19 protein-coding genes are annotated in these 14730 nt (G+C 59.8%); 7 read left to right on the top strand and 12 right to left on the bottom strand.

The features are described 5' to 3' along the window. Window positions 1–89: 89 nt before the first annotated feature. Both ACP6KB_RS15425 and nudC read left to right on the top strand, forming a co-directional pair. Entirely contained in the window at window positions 90–932 is an 843-nt protein-coding gene (locus tag ACP6KB_RS15425; RefSeq protein WP_442107907.1) for a crotonase/enoyl-CoA hydratase family protein, read from the top strand. Window positions 933–965: 33 nt separating this feature from the next. After that, window positions 966–1796: an NAD(+) diphosphatase gene (gene nudC / locus ACP6KB_RS15420; protein ID WP_442107905.1), complete on the top strand. Its 831-nt coding sequence runs from the start codon at window positions 966–968 to the stop codon at window positions 1794–1796. Here the strand turns inward: nudC and ACP6KB_RS15415 are convergent. Together ACP6KB_RS15415 and ACP6KB_RS15410 are read right to left on the bottom strand one after the other, a co-directional pair. Then, entirely contained in the window at window positions 1764–2543 is a 780-nt protein-coding gene (locus ACP6KB_RS15415; protein WP_442107903.1) for a TSUP family transporter, read from the bottom strand. The two genes, nudC and ACP6KB_RS15415, sit on opposite strands and share 33 nt — an antisense overlap. Window positions 2544–2654: 111 nt before the next feature. Further along, window positions 2655–3341, bottom strand: a complete 687-nt coding sequence (locus ACP6KB_RS15410; protein WP_442107901.1) for a TetR/AcrR family transcriptional regulator — start codon at window positions 3339–3341, stop codon at window positions 2655–2657. A gap of 269 nt (window positions 3342–3610) precedes the next feature. Between ACP6KB_RS15410 and ACP6KB_RS15405 the strand changes: the two genes are divergently transcribed. After that, entirely contained in the window at window positions 3611–4222 is a 612-nt protein-coding gene (locus ACP6KB_RS15405; protein WP_442107899.1) for an SCO family protein, read from the top strand. Then, window positions 4222–4689 (top strand): copper chaperone PCu(A)C, encoded by a 468-nt coding sequence (locus tag ACP6KB_RS15400; protein WP_442107897.1) that lies wholly within the window; start codon window positions 4222–4224, stop codon window positions 4687–4689. The genes ACP6KB_RS15405 and ACP6KB_RS15400 overlap by 1 nt, the downstream gene beginning before the upstream one ends. Window positions 4690–4801: 112 nt before the next feature. Here ACP6KB_RS15400 and ACP6KB_RS15395 read toward each other — a convergent pair whose 3' ends face one another. The 3 genes from ACP6KB_RS15395 to ACP6KB_RS15385 all read right to left on the bottom strand — a co-directional run bounded on the left by ACP6KB_RS15395 (window position 4802) and on the right by ACP6KB_RS15385 (window position 5938). Next, on the bottom strand, window positions 4802–5329 hold the full coding sequence (locus ACP6KB_RS15395) for a cytochrome b/b6 domain-containing protein (protein WP_442107895.1): 528 nt from the start codon (window positions 5327–5329) through the stop codon (window positions 4802–4804). Window position 5330: 1 nt separating this feature from the next. Continuing rightward, window positions 5331–5594, bottom strand: coding sequence for a PepSY domain-containing protein (locus ACP6KB_RS15390; RefSeq protein ID WP_442107893.1), 264 nt, complete (start codon window positions 5592–5594; stop codon window positions 5331–5333). 119 nt (window positions 5595–5713) lie between these two features. Next, entirely contained in the window at window positions 5714–5938 is a 225-nt protein-coding gene (locus ACP6KB_RS15385) for a hypothetical protein (protein ID WP_442107891.1), read from the bottom strand. Between the two features lie 249 nt (window positions 5939–6187). Here ACP6KB_RS15385 and ACP6KB_RS15380 point away from each other — a divergent pair, with 249 nt between their 5' ends. Further along, complete coding sequence (locus tag ACP6KB_RS15380) at window positions 6188–7393, top strand: sugar transporter (RefSeq protein ID WP_442107889.1); 1206 nt, start codon at window positions 6188–6190, stop codon at window positions 7391–7393. Window positions 7394–7402: 9 nt separating this feature from the next. On the opposite strand, the gene ACP6KB_RS15375 is transcribed toward ACP6KB_RS15380, so the two are convergent. Both ACP6KB_RS15375 and ACP6KB_RS15370 read right to left on the bottom strand, forming a co-directional pair. Further along, window positions 7403–8926: an FAD-dependent monooxygenase gene (locus ACP6KB_RS15375; protein WP_442107887.1), complete on the bottom strand. Its 1524-nt coding sequence runs from the start codon at window positions 8924–8926 to the stop codon at window positions 7403–7405. A gap of 12 nt (window positions 8927–8938) precedes the next feature. Then, window positions 8939–9553, bottom strand: a complete 615-nt coding sequence (locus tag ACP6KB_RS15370) for a LysE family translocator (protein ID WP_442107885.1) — start codon at window positions 9551–9553, stop codon at window positions 8939–8941. A gap of 458 nt (window positions 9554–10011) precedes the next feature. On the opposite strand from ACP6KB_RS15370, the gene ACP6KB_RS15365 reads away from it, so the two are divergent. Next, a complete protein-coding gene (locus tag ACP6KB_RS15365; protein ID WP_442107883.1) occupies window positions 10012–10617 on the top strand; it encodes an RNA polymerase sigma factor in 606 nt (201 codons plus the stop codon). A 60-nt stretch (window positions 10618–10677) separates the two neighbouring features. Here ACP6KB_RS15365 and ACP6KB_RS15360 read toward each other — a convergent pair whose 3' ends face one another. Continuing rightward, on the bottom strand, window positions 10678–11004 hold the full coding sequence (locus ACP6KB_RS15360) for a hypothetical protein (protein WP_442107881.1): 327 nt from the start codon (window positions 11002–11004) through the stop codon (window positions 10678–10680). Window positions 11005–11197: 193 nt separating this feature from the next. Between ACP6KB_RS15360 and ACP6KB_RS15355 the strand changes: the two genes are divergently transcribed. Continuing rightward, the gene (locus tag ACP6KB_RS15355) at window positions 11198–11944 is read left to right on the top strand and encodes a transglutaminase-like cysteine peptidase (RefSeq protein ID WP_442107879.1); all 747 of its coding nucleotides are present in this window, start codon (window positions 11198–11200) and stop codon (window positions 11942–11944) included. Between the two features lie 17 nt (window positions 11945–11961). Here ACP6KB_RS15355 and ACP6KB_RS15350 read toward each other — a convergent pair whose 3' ends face one another. From ACP6KB_RS15350 to fdxH, 4 genes are all read right to left on the bottom strand, one after another. Further along, a complete protein-coding gene (locus tag ACP6KB_RS15350; RefSeq protein WP_442107877.1) occupies window positions 11962–12189 on the bottom strand; it encodes a hypothetical protein in 228 nt (75 codons plus the stop codon). A gap of 87 nt (window positions 12190–12276) precedes the next feature. Beyond that, the gene (fdhE, locus tag ACP6KB_RS15345; RefSeq protein ID WP_442107875.1) at window positions 12277–13188 is read right to left on the bottom strand and encodes a formate dehydrogenase accessory protein FdhE; all 912 of its coding nucleotides are present in this window, start codon (window positions 13186–13188) and stop codon (window positions 12277–12279) included. Further along, the gene (locus ACP6KB_RS15340) at window positions 13185–13829 is read right to left on the bottom strand and encodes a formate dehydrogenase subunit gamma (protein WP_442107873.1); all 645 of its coding nucleotides are present in this window, start codon (window positions 13827–13829) and stop codon (window positions 13185–13187) included. The genes fdhE and ACP6KB_RS15340 overlap by 4 nt, the downstream gene beginning before the upstream one ends. Then, the gene (gene fdxH, locus ACP6KB_RS15335) at window positions 13826–14716 is read right to left on the bottom strand and encodes a formate dehydrogenase subunit beta (RefSeq protein WP_442114317.1); all 891 of its coding nucleotides are present in this window, start codon (window positions 14714–14716) and stop codon (window positions 13826–13828) included. The genes ACP6KB_RS15340 and fdxH overlap by 4 nt, the downstream gene beginning before the upstream one ends. Window positions 14717–14730 lie beyond the last annotated feature (14 nt).

The raw sequence follows: 14730 nt of genomic DNA, 5'->3' as shown, positions 1-14730 counted from the left end.
TCCCGGTTTTGGCACAAGCACGGCCTTGGTCGTATTCCGCGCCTTGATATAGTCGGCGGATTGACCAGCCCCTCTCAAGGAACGCAATTGTGAGCGACTACCAAGCACTCGAAGTTGAACTTACCGCCTATCAGGCCTTCAAGGTCGAGCTGAAGAACAGCATCGCCCACGTGCAGATCAACCGCCCGGAAAAATACAACGCCATGAATGCGGCGTTCTGGAGCGAAATCGTCGATATCTTCAAGTGGATCGACGACACCGATGCAGTGCGTGCAGTGGTGATCAGCGGGGCGGGTAAACACTTCTCTGCTGGCATCGACCTGATGCTGCTGGCCTCGGTGGCCAATGAGCTGGGCAAGGATGTCGGGCGCAACGCGCGTCTGTTGCGCCGCACCATTTTGCGCATGCAGGCCTCGTTCAATGCCGTGGACAATTGCCGCAAGCCGGTGCTGGCAGCCATCCAGGGCTATTGCATTGGCGGCGCTATCGACCTGGTGTCGGCCTGCGATATGCGCTACTGCAGCAACGACGCACAGTTTTCGATCAAGGAAATCGACATGGGCATGGCTGCCGATGTCGGCACCTTGCAGCGCCTGCCGCGGATCATCGGCGACGGCATCATGCGCGAGCTGGCCTACACCGGGCGTACGGTGGAGGCCGACGAGGCGCAGCGTATCGGCCTGGTCAACCGGGTGTACGACAGCCATGAGGCATTGCTCGAAGGAGTCTTTGCCATTGCCGCCGAAATTGCGGGAAAATCCCCCATTGCCGTGGCCGGCACCAAGGAAATGCTCAGCTATATGCGCGATCACCGGATCGACGATGGCCTGGAGTACATTGCCACCTGGAACGCCGCCATGCTGCAATCCACCGATCTGCGGGTGGCCGTGGCTGCCCACATGAGCAAACAGAAACCCGAGTTCGCCGACTGATTGCAGCGGCGGGCCCGCGCAAGGAACCGGAACATGGCTGTGCGTTGGACCACCGCGGTACTGGACACGACATTGGCGGGCGGCCTGGCGGTCGCGCGCTGCAGTGAAGGTTTTCTGGTTGATGCCAACGGCGCGTTGTTCCCGCGCGACTGGCTCAAGCGTCAGGACCTGGACGTGCTGTTCGAGCATGGCATCGGCCATTTCGATGGGCAGCCGGTGTACCTGCTCGAACTGCGCCAGGCGCAGGCGGTGCCGGCTTGCAGCTGGCGCGGCTTGCGCCAGTTCATGCTGGAAGGTGATTTCGACACCTACAAGATTCTCGGCTACGCAGCGCAGATCGCTACCTGGGCCCGCGAACACCGGTTTTGCGGCAGTTGTGGCCAGGCTATGACGCAGATCCCCCTGGAGCGCGCGATGCACTGCCAGCCCTGTGACTTGCGCAGCTATCCGCGCATTTCGCCGAGCATGATCGTGCTGATCACCCGCGGCGACGAAATTCTCCTGGCGCGTTCACCGCGTTTTGTCACCGGGGTCTACAGCACCCTGGCCGGCTTTGCCGAGCCGGGTGAGTCCGCCGAAGACTGCCTGGTGCGCGAGGTGCGCGAAGAAGTGGCGATCGAGGTGCAGAACATTCAGTACGTCGGCAGTCAGTGCTGGCCGTTCCCGCACTCGATGATGCTCGGCTTTCATGCCGAGTACGCCAGTGGCGAGATTGTCATGCAGCCGGACGAGATCGAGGATGCACAATGGTTCCGGGTCGATGCGCTGCCGCCGTTGCCAGCGGGGCGCTCGATTGCCCGGTACCTGATCGATCTGTACGTGGCGCGGCGTTTAGGCCTGGCCGAACCAGTGCTGCCACGCTAGGCGCACAGTCAGGGCCAGCACCACGGTGATGAACACTGGGCGGATGAACTTGCTACCGCCACTGATGGCGGTGCGCGCACCGAAGAACGCGCCGACCATCAGCGCTGAGCCCATGGACAGACCGACCAGCCAGTCGACCTGCCCGGAAAAGATGAACACCGACAACGCCGCCGCATTGCTGACGAAGTTCATGCTGCGCGCCACACCGCTGGCCTTGACCAGGTCGATGGGGTAGAGCAGCAAGGTACTCACCGTCCAGAACGCCCCGGTGCCAGGGCCGGCCACGCCATCATAGAAACCCAGGGTCAGGCTCTGGGGCAGTTGCCATTTCTTTTTCACCGGCGCATCGGCATCCAGTGGCGCCTTGGGCGTGCCGCCGAACAGCAGGTACACACCGCAGAGAAAGACGATCACCGGCAGCATCTTGTTCAGCCACTCGGCGGGCAGGTAGTGCGCTACCACCGCACCGATCAGGGCACCGACAAAGGTGCCGATCAAGGCGTGGCGCCACTGCGCCGGATGGAACAGCTTGCGCCGGTAGTAGGTGAAGCTGGCGGTCGCCGAGCCGAAGGTCGAGCTGAGCTTGTTGGTGCCCAGCACCAGGTGCGGCGGCATGCCGGCAGTGAGCAGGGCGGGGGTGGTCAACAGTCCGCCGCCGCCGGCGATGGCATCGATAAAACCGGCAACAAAGGCAACGGCGGCAAGAATGGCGAGGGTGGTCAGGTCTACGCTAAGTTCGAAAGGCATGGCATGGGCTTAATCGGGTGGGCACAGAAGGAGCTGCGCCCGAGGCCCGGTATGGTAATAGAGTCCAGGCCCGGTGTCAGGGTCGGCTGCGGCTTTCGCGTGTGCCGGTGCTCAGCCGGGCAGCACACCATGCAATACCAGGCGAGTGATGCTCGCCACCGCACTGTCCAGATCGGCACTCAGTGGTGTGCCCTGGTCGGTATCGGTGCTCAGTTGCGCATTGAAGTTGGCGTAGGCCTGGGTGGTCGCCCACAAGCTGATCAGCAGGTGTTTGGCATCGACAGCATTCAGCTGGCGGTTGTCGATCCAGTGCTGCAGGCACGCCACGCCCTTCTGAATCTCGCCTTGCAGACGTTCGGTCTGCTCCGCCGGCAGATGCCGGGCGCCGTGCATCATCTCGGCAATAAACACCCTGGCCGCCCAGGGTTGGCTGCGGATGATGCTGAGTTTGGCGCGGATCAGGCGATCGACGGCCTCCAGCGGATCACTGGCAGGGCTCAACTGGGCAAAGGCATCCAGGTACTGCGGGGTAATGCTGTCGAGCACCTGCTGGTAGAGGTTTTCCTTGGAGTGGAAGTAGTAATTGACGTTGGCCTTCGGCACGCCGCTGAGCGTCGCCACCTCACTCAAGGTGGTAGCGGCGAAGCCTTTGCGGGCAAAGGATTTTGCCGCCATGCGCAGAATCAGCGCGCGATTGCGCCGCCCAGGCGCGTTGGCCTTTTTCTCCAGCGGTTGGTGTTCCCCACACGCTGCGCTGCCTGTCGTGCTCGCAGGTTCCTCATACAGCATGTGTTCCATTTACGCGCTCGCCTGGCTGGTTCAACAGCTTCGCAATATACAAAAATATATAGCGGTAGTGATAGTTTTCCGCAGGAAAATGCCTGCGCAGGCTTTAGCTCAAGGTTCTTGTCACATTCTGCGACAACGGGCCGCACCCCGAAAATCAAGGGTTACAGACGTACGGGGCGATAGGTGCTGGAACCTTGGCAGAGCGCCATGACAAAATGTCGCGCTTTCTCGACAGGCCTCCTACACGAGGCGCAACACCTTCCCAAAAGGATGGTTACATGACTGATTTACTGACCCGGCGCCAGATCATGGCCGGGATCAGCCTGCTGGGCCTGGGCGCCCTGGTAGGTTGCGACCCCCGCTCCGGTGGTGTGCTCGATTTCAAATACGGCAAGGACATGAGTAACAAGATCCTTGGTCGCTCATTCAAGCTTAAAGACACCCAGGGTAACCCACGCACCCTGTCGAGTTTCTGGGGCACGATGCCCATGGTGTTCTTCGGATTTACCCAGTGCCCGGCGGTATGCCCGACCACGCTGGCCCGTGCGGCGCAGATCAAAAAGTTGATGGGGCGCGATGGCGGTTTCCTGCAGGTGGTGTTCATCAGCCTGGACCCGGAGCGTGATACCCCCGAAGTGCTTGATGCCTACGTCAAGGCGTTCGACCCTTCGTTCGTGGCGCTGACCGGTACCCTGGAAGAAACAGCCGCTGCGGCCAAGGAATTCGGTGTGTTCTACGAGAAGGTGCCCAGTGGCGACACCTATACCATCTCGCACACCTCGACCAGTTACGTCTTCGATTCCCGTGGCCAGTTGCGCCTGGGGTTGTCTCATTCACTGACCGCTAAAGAGTGTACGGAAGATCTGCTCACGGTCATGGAGGTTTGCTGATGCCTATGTTCAAACGTACCTTGGCCGCGCTGGCCCTCATCGGCCTGGCGCTGCCAGCGGTTGCGGACACCACCGTCAGTGATGCCTGGGTTCGCGCCACCGTGCCGCACCAGCAGTCCACCGGTGCCTTCATGACCCTCACCGCCAGCAGCGACAGCAAGCTGGTGGAGGTGCAGTCACCTGTGGCCGAGATCGTCCAGGTGCATCAGATGACCATGGACAACGATGTCATGGGCATGAAGCAGGTGCAGAGCGTCGAGTTGCCAGCAGGCAAGGCGGTGAGCCTCGACCCTAACGGTTACCACGTGATGCTGATGAAGCTCAAACAACAGGTCAAGGAAGGCGAGCAAGTCCCGCTGACCCTGGTGATTGAAGACGCCAAGGGCCAGAAGCAGCGCCTGGAAGTCAACGCGCCAGTACGCGCGCTGAACGCCGAAGCCATGCACGGCCACGAGCACATGCACTGACAGTGTGTGGGAGCGGGCTTGCCCCGCGATGGCGGTGTATCTGACACACCGCCATCGCGGGGCAAGCCCGCTCCCACAGCAAGCCCGCTCCCACACAGGATGATCAACACAGTCAGCGTTTACGGCGCCTGCCGGTGACCATCGACAGCGGCAGGTTTTCCTTCAGGCGCAGGCTTTCGAATACGGCTGCAGCAATGTGCAGACAAACCAGCGCCAGCAAGGTGTTGGCCATGTACTCATGAATATCCCGCGGCAACTCTTCGCCCCAGAAGTAATCCACTTCCTCCATCAGAAAGCCACTCAAACCCAGGCCGAGCATAAGGGCCAGCATCAGCACCATCACCAGCGCCCCAAGCGGGGAGTGGCCCAGGCGGTGGTAATCCTCGCCGCTGAACAGGGCCTGCAGGTGCCACTTCACTCTGCCCGGGGTCGGCCAGAAGTCTTTCCAGCGCGCAGCCGGTGTGCCGACAAACCCCCAGCCAGCGCGAATCAGCACGATGGCAACGCCGTAGTAGCCGAGCCAGCGATGCCAGCCATCACCCTCTTCGGTGAAGAAGTATCCGCCGACAAACGCCAGCACCAGCGACCAATGACAAAACCGCACCAAGGGATCCCAGAGGCGCAGGGTGCCGTTGCTCACTTCAATCGATCTCTTCTTTTACCTTGTTGCCACTGACCGGGTCGAAATAGATCTCGACTTTGCGTTTATCCTTGTCCCAGCCATAGATCTCGTAGCAGTTGCCGTCGGTGACTTTGAATTTCTTGATCTCGTAACCCTGGCTTTTCAACGATTGCTGAAAAGTGTCCGGGTTTTGCCACTGGGCTTTGTCGGCCTTGGTGCATTCGGTTTTGGCCAGGGCCAAGGGGCTAGCGATCAGCAATGCAACGAGCAAAAGATTACGCATGACGAGTCCTCGTGAAGGGCAAACACGCGGCAGCACAGCCATGAAGCCGGATTAAGCTTGAGTCAGGGCGTGCGGCGTTGCGAATACATCGCCAAGCCGTGGTGCCCTGCAGGGATCGATCAACGAAAGCGTGGCAGCGGGCGGTCGACTTTCAGTGAAGTCAGGGTCTTTTTGACCAGTGCCCCGTCTGCTTCCACTGCCTTGAGGCTGGCGCGGATCCTGCCAGCAGCGGGTACGTCGCCCTGACGGTCGATCCAGTCGGCAATTTCTTTGCAGGCGCTGGCCAGCGTGGCTTGCCGGTGGTCGATCAAGGTCAGTAGCGTGGTGATGTCTTTTTCGGACATGGTGCAATCCTCCTTTCGGCGACTTCAGTGTAGCAGTGCCGAGGAAATCTGCTGTCGCCAGCCGGGCGCTGTACAGGTGACAGGCTTTGCCCTGACGTACTATCCTTGCCCGCAAGCGATACCCCGCATACTTATAATCCATTCCTCAGCGCACACGCTTGCACTCAGGCCCGACGGCCATGAGCGCTTCATGCTGGGCGCGCACTTGCGTCCGGCACCTGCAATCGATCTGGAGTAACACCCCCACCGATGACTACACCTGTGGATGCGCGAGCCGGCAGCTGGCTCAGTGTGATCGCCCTGGCCTTGGCAGCCTTTATTTTCAACACCACTGAATTCGTGCCAGTGGCGCTACTCAGTGACATTGGCGCCAGTTTTGACATGTCCACCGCGCAAGTTGGCCTGATGCTGACCATTTACGCCTGGGTGGTCGCCCTGGCGTCGCTGCCGATGATGCTGCTGACGCGTAATGTCGAGCGGCGCAAATTGCTGATCGTGATCTTTGTGTTGTTTATCGCCAGCCATTTACTGTCCTGGGTGGCGCAGAGTTTTACCACGCTGTTGCTCAGCCGCATCGGCATCGCGTTGGCTCATGCGGTGTTCTGGGCAATTACTGCGTCGTTGGCTGTGCGTGTGGCGCCGCCAGGGCAGCAGGCCAAGGCGCTGGGGCTGTTGGCAACCGGCACCACCCTGGCGATGGTGATGGGTATCCCGCTGGGCCGGGTAGTCGGCGAGGCATTGGGTTGGCGCACGACCTTTCTGGCCATCGCCGGGGTGGCGCTGGCGACCTTGCTGTGCCTGGTGAAGTCGCTGCCGTTGTTGCCCAGCCAGAACTCCGGGTCGTTGCGCAGCGTGCCGGTGCTGTTCAAGCGTCCGGCGTTGGTGACCGTGTATGTGCTGGTCGCGTTGGTCATCGCCGCCCAGTTCACCGCCTACAGCTACATCGAACCGTTTGCCTTGAACGTCGCCCAGGTCGGAGGCGAGCGCACGACCCTGCTGTTGCTGCTGTTTGGTGGCGCCGGCGTATTTGGTTCGCTGCTGTTCAGTCGCTACAGCGAACGTTTTCCCAGCGCGTTTTTGCTGGCCGCCATTGCCCTGCTTGCCAGTTGCCTCTTGCTGCTGTTGCCGCTGTCGGGTGAGTTCAGCCTGCTCGGTACCCTGAGTGTGTTCTGGGGCATCGCGATCATGTGCTTCAGCCTGGCGTTGCAGTCGAAGGTGTTGATTCTGGCGTCTGATGCCACGGATGTGGCGATGGCGATGTTCTCCGGGATCTATAACATTGGCATCGGTGCCGGGGCGCTGATCGGTAGCCTGGTCAGCGTACACCTGGGATTGGCCAACATCGGGTTGGTTGGCGGGGCGTTGGCGCTGCTGGGGCTGGTGTTGTGTGCAGTCACCACCTATCGGTTTTCCAGGTCAGCGGCGGGCAACGGGCTTGCCGGTGACCAACGGTAAGCAGGTCGGTTAGCGCGGATAGAGGCCACGCTCCTCGAAATAGGCCTCCAGGACGTGCGGGTCAGCACTGCTCCAGACGCCGGCAATGTAGGTATCCGGCCGTATCAGGTAGACCGCATCGCGCACCAGGCCCGCCGCCTGATGCGCTTCGCTCCAGATGAATACGTCTACCGGGATGCCGTGGCCGCTGCACCATTGCACCAGGCTGGCGCCCACTGCGCCGTACACCTGCACTTGCCAGCACATGCGGTTCAGACCGGCGAAGTTGTCGCGTCCGCCTTCGGCAACCCAGGGTAAGCGATCGCCTCCCTGGACGTGCCCGGCATTGCCGGTACTCAACGGCATGTAGCGATAGTTGAGGTTGATCTGCGAAACGCTGCGAAACAGATACTCGCGCGCTGCCTTGAACGCCACCATTCGCGGGATCACCCGCGGCGCCAGGCGCGTGCGCAACAAGGCCGCCAGGCGGCCATCGGCAGTCACAAAGTTGAACACCTGGTCGGTGGTCGACACCAGGCGTTTGGCAAAGGCGCTGCGTTCAATTTCATAGGTATCGAGCAGGCTCGGTTGAGCGCTGCCCTTGAGGACGCTGGCCAGTTTCCAGGCCAGGTTGATGGCATCACCAATGCCGGTATTCATGCCCTGGCCACCGGCTGGACTGTGGACATGCGCCGCGTCACCCAGAAGAAAGGCAGACTGGCGGCCGAAGTGCTCCGCTACCCGATGGTGGACTCGGTAGGTGGAGAACCAATTCACCTGCTGCACCTCCACATGCAGGTGCTCAATGGCGCGGCGGCTGACGTCGGCGAAACGCAACTGTTCGGCGTGCTCGGCACGTTGGTCGCGTACCGTACCAATCAGCCGCGCGCGACCACTGCCTGCCAGTGGAAACACTGCAAGAAAATCGGCCTCGTCCAGGTCCACATGCAATTCGCCGTTGAGTGCCGGGCCTGAGGCCTGCACATCGGCAACGTAGAACACTTGTTGATAGGTACCGCCGGGAAAGCCGATCCCCAGTGCTTTACGCACCGTAGAGCGGGCACCGTCGCAGCCGGCCACATAGCGCGCCTGACAGTGTTGCTCCGGGTCATCGGCATGCTGCAAGCGAGCGCTGACGCCTCGCGTATCCTGGTTGAGTTCCAGCAGTTCGGTCTCGCGCTCTACCTCAACACCGTAGCCCTGCAGGCGTTCGATCAACAGCTTTTCGTGCTCATCCTGAGGGTAAATATGCAGGAAGGGGTAGGGGGTAAAACCGCCCCCAATGCTGCTGAAGGGCAAATGGGCCGCCGCCTGGCCTTTGACCCAGAGATTGGCCGCAGGCACCCGATGGCCCTGTTCAAGGATGGCGGCAGTCAGGTCCAGCTGGCGGTACAGCTCCAGGGTCCGCGCCTGCACCGCCAAGGCACGGGAGGTGGTACCGGGCGCGGCGCTCTTGTCGATAATGCGTACCTTGATGCCAAGTTTGCTCAGCCACAAGGCCAGCACCAGCCCGGTCGGGCCGGCGCCTACGATCAATACCTCACAGCGCTTCATCGCGCGCGCTCCTCAGCGCTGGGCGAACGCCAGGTTCAGGCCCAGGCCGGCAAAGGATGCAGCAAAACTGCGGCGCAACCAGTCTTGAACCCGCGGCGATTCAATCACCGCACGGCGGAAGACGTTGGCCAGCAGGCCGTACAACACAAACACCACGAAGGTCATGAGCATGAACACCCCGCTCAGGCTGAGCATCTGCCCCGTGACCGATCCGCCTTGCGGCGTGATGAACTGAGGCAGAAAGGCCAGAAAGAACAAGGTCAGCTTGGGGTTGAGGATATTCAACAAACCGGCACGCAACATCAGGCTGCCAGCGCTGCTGACTTTGCTGTTGCGATCCACGACAAAGGCCGAGCGGTCGCGCCAGGTAGCGTAGGCCAAGTATAGAAGGTAGGCGACACCTGCAAATTTCAGGGCCTGGAAGGCCAGGGCGCTGGTGTGCAGAATCGCCGACAGGCCGAGGATCGAGGCCAGCAGGTGGGGGATGATCCCGGCGGTACAGCCCAGTGCGGTGTACAGGCTGGCGCGTTTACCGGCCACCAGCGCGGTGGAGATGGTCAGGATCACGCCGCTGCCTGGTATCAGCACGACGATCAGGCAAGTGATGAGAAAATCCAGGCTTGGCATTTGTAGTGCGCTCCATGCGGTAGTAAGGGGAGAAGGTGAAGCGCCTTAACATACACCCGACTTCAGTCCGCCTTCCAGCGCTCAAGTAATGCGCATGGTACTCACTTCGGTTTCAGTAACTAAAATAACCGGGTGTTGCGTCATTGCCGGGGCAGCCTTTAATGCCGGAATAAGATGAACTTGCGAAGTTTGTAAGGGCGCGTTTCAGGTTTGCATAACGCCTGAAGTGATCTAGCATTTACATGAGCATGCGCTGCATTGGATCCATGGCGCGCTATAGGTGATCAGTGTAATGCCAGCGTTACACGGTGTTGGGGAAGTACGCCTGAGTAACTATTAGGTTCTCTACTTATTTGAGTCCAAGTTATTAATTTCTAATGTTTAGTAGTGGGGGTGATATTTTAATTGTGCTGGTGTGTTGAAAGTGCTCAAAGGTCGGAGCACTTGGGAGAACCCTTATGGACCATGAGCATGATCTGTTAGAGCGGCTGCGCAACGGTGATGCTCATGCGCTGGAGGGCTTGATAAAAAAGCATCATGCGTTTCTCATTACACTGGTAACCCCGCTGGTCGGCCCAGACGCTGCCGATGATGTCGCTCAGGAAACCTGGTTGAAGGCGGTCGCGGCCGTTGGCATGTTCGAAGGGCGTTCAAAATTTCGTACCTGGCTGGCAAGAATCGCCATCAATGAAGCTCACTCCATCAACCGCCGCAAGGGGCGCGAGGTGTCGCTGGACGGCTGGGGTTTTGATCGCTACTCGCCCATCATCTCCAGCGTCGATAAAGATGACGCATGGCTGTCGATCCCCAGGCAATGGCACCACGACGGCCCGGAGGAACTGCTCGCCGAAGTCGAGTTGCATGCCTATATCCGAAAGCAGTTGCATGACTTGCCGACAGCGCAGCGCAATGTAGTGATCATGCGTGAGTTTGGCGGGTTGGAATACAAGGAAATTGCCAGTGCCCTGGGGATGACAGAAGGCAATGTACGCGTACATCTGCACAGAGGCCGCCAGCGCATGCGGGCGCGTCTCAGCGTCTTTCAACAGGACGGCCGGTTTTAACTTGCCATGGGCGTTCCGGTTATCGGCGCACCTCCCTGTGCGCGCGGTCAGCGTCAGTGTTCAGTGTGCACTGCGGTATTCTTCTCGGTCTCTGATGATGGGGGAGGTTAACCGAGGATCAAGCTCGTTAGTTTGTGGAAGTGCTTCTTTAGTTGTAGTTACGCCAGAGGCTGTTGGTTGTTCTTTGACCATTTGTACATAACGTTCGCCCGCATTTTGATCGAACTGACTTCTAGCGGCTGCATTTTCAAAATGATAGTTGAGCAAGCGATCACTACCACCTTCGGCAAGTAATAGTGTCGAGTTATTTGCGTTGCTTGCTGCGGTGCCAATACTGCTAAAGCAGGCAGCCGCAAGTAATACCGACATTTTAAATATCAGTTTCATGATGAAGCCCTCAGAAAGCTCAAGCGCTTGAGGCGTGCTATTCATAGACGAACGAGAAGGCGGTTTGTTACAGCCAATTTTTCGCGGCTTTCCGACGGATGCACCTTGCTTGCCAATCTGGCAATACCTTATGGTGCGAACCGATTTAGGCGGTTCGGCTTTAGGAACCAATGCTTATTAAGTGAGGTACTGCTTGATAATTCGCAATGCGCTTATTTCCAAATGTAGTGGTGCACGAACCATTCGATTTCTTTCCGCTATTGTACTGGGTTGTGCAATTGTTTCGGGGAGCGCCATTGCCACCCCGTTGACGCAGACAGTGCCAGTCGCGGACAGCCAGCAACGCCAGCAAGCCACCCAGCGGGTAAGTGCCTGGCGCGCTTTGATCAGCGACTCAAGCCATTTGTCAGATCAAGAAAAGCTGCAGCGGGTGAATGATTTCTTCAATCGCACGATTCGCTATGGCGAAGATATCGATGTATGGAAGCAATCTGATTACTGGGCGTCGCCCATGCAAACCGTAGAAAAGGGCATGGGCGATTGTGAAGACTTTGCCTTGGCTAAATTCTTCACCCTGCAACTGCTTGGTATTGCCGACAGTCAGTTGCGTATGGTTTACGCCACACAGACAGCAACACAGCAAGCGCATATGGTGCTCGGCTACTGGGCAAATGAACAGGCAGAGCCGGTGCTGTTGGATAACCTTGAAAAAGCCATGCTACCGATTAGCCAACGCAATGATTTAAACGTGAAATTCGCTTTTGATGAGCGCAATCTGTTCAGCTTTGATCATGCCCGCCTGCAATGGGTAAGTGGTGTCGATCAGTTACCGAACTGGCAGCCTTTGCTGCAAAGAGCCAAGCGTGAGGAATCGGTCATTGCCCGTGAAGAGGCAAGCGGCGCGCCTCACGAGCTGCTGCTGTCGGCGCTCAATTACTGATCTGCGCCAACGGCTGATCACTCGGCCTTGGCCCGGATGATGCGCCCGCTCTTGATCTCGTCGGCGTAAGCGTGGAGCTTGTCCGAATCTTTGTACAAGCGGTTCATCAGGTGCAGCACGGCAACCACATCGACACCGTCGATTCGCTCGGCCAGCCTGCTGATTTCGCCAGCGGTGCGCTCCAGGTTGGCGGCAACGCTTTTCAGGTCGCGCTTGAGTTCGGCGGAAGATTTTTTCAGGGCCATGGGGCCTCCTAGGTAGTGGCTTTGATCGCGGGGCAAGCCCGCTCCCACCCGATCGCTGTGGGAGCGGGCTTGCCCCGCGATGTTCATTCAGCCAGGAAACAAATACGGGCTCACACCACTGCGGCCATAACCCTCACGCTCCACCTCGGCATCCAGGGCCAGGGAGGCAAGGTCGTCGGCCAGCAGTTCCTGGTCGCGGTCTTTTTCCGGGTAAAAGACTTTCAGGTAGCTGTGACAATCGTTGCAGCTTTCGGCTTTGACCGCGGCATCCTGCCGTTCCAGCGACCAGTAGTCCAGCGCGCCGGTGGTTTCACAGTTACTGCATTTGACCCGCACCATGTGCCAACGGCATTCACACAGGCTGCACTGCAAATAACGCAAACCGGCTTGCGCGCCGGTCATCACCACACTGGCCAGCGGCGCACTGGCGCACACCGGGCAGTGTTGGCGCTGTTCACCCAGGGCAGCGCTGGCCGAGGCGGGCAGGGCGTTGGCCAGTTGGGTGAAGTACAGCGAAAGCGCTGCCCAGACAAACAACGCCCGCGCGCTACCGACCTGTGCATAGTCACCGGCCAGCAAGGCGCTGGCCAGGTGTTCCAGTTGCTCGGGGCTGTGCCCGCGCAATGCGTCCAGGGTACTGCGCACCGCCGGGTTGGCTTCAGGGTAAAGCTGATCGATGACCCCCTGCAGCAATTGCTGCCAATAGCGGTCGCGCGGATAGTCGCCAGTGGCCAGCGGCGCCTGGCCGTTGCCCAGCCGCTGTGCCAGCGAGTCTTTGAGCGCCTGCGGCAATGGCAGGCGCTCAAGCAGCTGCTGCTGGCTGTCAGCCAACTGCGCACAAAACCCCAGGTAGTCGCCCATGGCATGCCCTTCGGCCAGCTCACGCAGGCGTGCAGCGCGTTTGCGGTAACGGTCCTTGAGTGACGGCAGCACCACCGGGATGATTTCGTTGACCCCGCCCGTCGGCGTTTGTACGGGGTTCATTTGAATGCTGCTCATGATTTGCCCCCGTTTTTGCCTGACTTGCTGATCTGCCGGTACCAGCGATCATGGTGGGTTTTTGCCCAGCCACGGCTCACATAACCGGTGACCATGCCGCGAATCGATCCTTTGACCCAGAACGCCAGGTACGCATGGCCAATGATCAACAGGATCAGGCTGATGCCGGCAACGGCATGCAGCAGCAGACCAATGCGGATCGTGGGGATGGAGAACAGCGGCGCGAAGTAGGGCCGCCAGATCACCACGCCGCTGAGCAGCAACAGGGTGATCAGGCTCATGATCCCCCAGAACAGTACCTTCTGCCCGGCGTTGTATTTGCCGATGTTCAAGGCCGGGTCATGTTTACCGGCCAGTACCTGCTTGAGGTTCTTGAACCACTGCAGGTCTTCGCGCTCCGGCAGGTTGTAGCGCACGAAGCGCACGAACAGAAACATCAGCAGGACGAACACCACAACCCCGAAGAACGGGTGCAGGATGCGCGCCAGCTGCGGGGTGCCGAACACTGCGTTGAGGCCATTGAACGACGGGAAGAACCACGACAGCCCCGACAACGCCACGGCGAAAAAGCAGATCACCATGAACCAGTGGCAGGCGCGGTCGATGAAGCGGGTGCGCAGGATCAGTTTGTCGGTGTTCATGCGTGGCTATCCTCCTCGCGTTTCTCGTCCTGTTCGTCGACCTCGTTGGGGCCTACGCCGATGTAGTGGAACAGGGTGCCGGCCAGGGTGGCGAAAAACGCCGCGGCGGCCACCGGTTTCATCCAGCCTTTCCAGCCCTGGATGGCGCTGCTGATGCGCGGGTCGGTCGGCAACTTGTGGTACAGCTGCGGCTTGTCGGCATGTTGCAGCACGTACACCACATGGGTGCCGCCAACGCCCTGCGGGTCGTAGATGCCAGCCCCGGCAAAGCCGCGGCCCTGCAGCTCAGTGACGCGCTCACCGGCCTGATGCAGCATGTCTTGTTTGCTGCCGAAGTTGATCGCGCCGGTCGGGCAGGTTTTCACGCAGGCAGGCTCCTGGCCCACCGAAACGCGGTCGACGCACAGGGTGCACTTGTAGGCTTTGTTGTCTTTCTGGCTGATGCGCGGCACATCGAACGGGCAACCGGCGATGCAGTAGCCGCAACCGATGCAATGCTCGGATTGGAAATCGACGATGCCGTTGGCGTACTGAATGATCGCCCCCGGTTGCGGGCAGGCTTTCAGGCAGCCGGGGTCGGCACAATGCATGCAGCCGTCTTTGCGAATCAACCACTCGAGTTTGCCGCTTTCGTCTTCGACTTCATCGAAGCGCATCAGCGTCCAAGTGTCAGCCGTGAGGTCGGCCGGGTTGTCGTACACGCCGACGTTATGACCGACTTCGTCACGCAGGTCGTTCCATTCGTTGCAGGCCACCTGACAGGCTTTACAGCCGATGCAGATGCTGACGTCGATCAGCTTGGCCACTTCGGCCTGGTGGTCGCGGGTGTGCGGCGCCGGGGTCAGCACGTTGGTGGCTGAGCGGCGGACGATGTCTTGAGATTGCATGGACATGGTTTCGC

Origin of the sequence: Pseudomonas sp. NUPR-001 (assembly GCF_052147955.1) — a bacterium.
Classification (GTDB): domain Bacteria; phylum Pseudomonadota; class Gammaproteobacteria; order Pseudomonadales; family Pseudomonadaceae; genus Aquipseudomonas.
The sequence above is the reverse complement of the archived record's forward strand: the minus strand, read 5'-3'. Positions and strand labels throughout refer to the sequence as shown.

Coding starts and splice junctions, on each gene's coding strand:
- nudC (WP_442107905.1), top strand. CDS start 966: ATGGCTGTGCGTTGGACCACCGCGGTACTGGACACGACATTGGCGGGC.
- ACP6KB_RS15415 (WP_442107903.1), bottom strand. CDS start 2,543: ATGCCTTTCGAACTTAGCGTAGACCTGACCACCCTCGCCATTCTTGCC.
- ACP6KB_RS15410 (WP_442107901.1), bottom strand. CDS start 3,341: ATGGAACACATGCTGTATGAGGAACCTGCGAGCACGACAGGCAGCGCA.
- ACP6KB_RS15405 (WP_442107899.1), top strand. CDS start 3,611: ATGACTGATTTACTGACCCGGCGCCAGATCATGGCCGGGATCAGCCTG.
- ACP6KB_RS15400 (WP_442107897.1), top strand. CDS start 4,222: ATGCCTATGTTCAAACGTACCTTGGCCGCGCTGGCCCTCATCGGCCTG.
- ACP6KB_RS15390 (WP_442107893.1), bottom strand. CDS start 5,594: ATGCGTAATCTTTTGCTCGTTGCATTGCTGATCGCTAGCCCCTTGGCC.
- ACP6KB_RS15385 (WP_442107891.1), bottom strand. CDS start 5,938: ATGTCCGAAAAAGACATCACCACGCTACTGACCTTGATCGACCACCGG.
- ACP6KB_RS15380 (WP_442107889.1), top strand. CDS start 6,188: ATGACTACACCTGTGGATGCGCGAGCCGGCAGCTGGCTCAGTGTGATC.
- ACP6KB_RS15375 (WP_442107887.1), bottom strand. CDS start 8,926: ATGAAGCGCTGTGAGGTATTGATCGTAGGCGCCGGCCCGACCGGGCTG.
- ACP6KB_RS15370 (WP_442107885.1), bottom strand. CDS start 9,553: ATGCCAAGCCTGGATTTTCTCATCACTTGCCTGATCGTCGTGCTGATA.
- ACP6KB_RS15365 (WP_442107883.1), top strand. CDS start 10,012: ATGGACCATGAGCATGATCTGTTAGAGCGGCTGCGCAACGGTGATGCT.
- ACP6KB_RS15360 (WP_442107881.1), bottom strand. CDS start 11,004: ATGAAACTGATATTTAAAATGTCGGTATTACTTGCGGCTGCCTGCTTT.
- ACP6KB_RS15350 (WP_442107877.1), bottom strand. CDS start 12,189: ATGGCCCTGAAAAAATCTTCCGCCGAACTCAAGCGCGACCTGAAAAGC.
- fdhE (WP_442107875.1), bottom strand. CDS start 13,188: ATGAGCAGCATTCAAATGAACCCCGTACAAACGCCGACGGGCGGGGTC.
- ACP6KB_RS15340 (WP_442107873.1), bottom strand. CDS start 13,829: ATGAACACCGACAAACTGATCCTGCGCACCCGCTTCATCGACCGCGCC.
- fdxH (WP_442114317.1), bottom strand. CDS start 14,716: ATGCAATCTCAAGACATCGTCCGCCGCTCAGCCACCAACGTGCTGACC.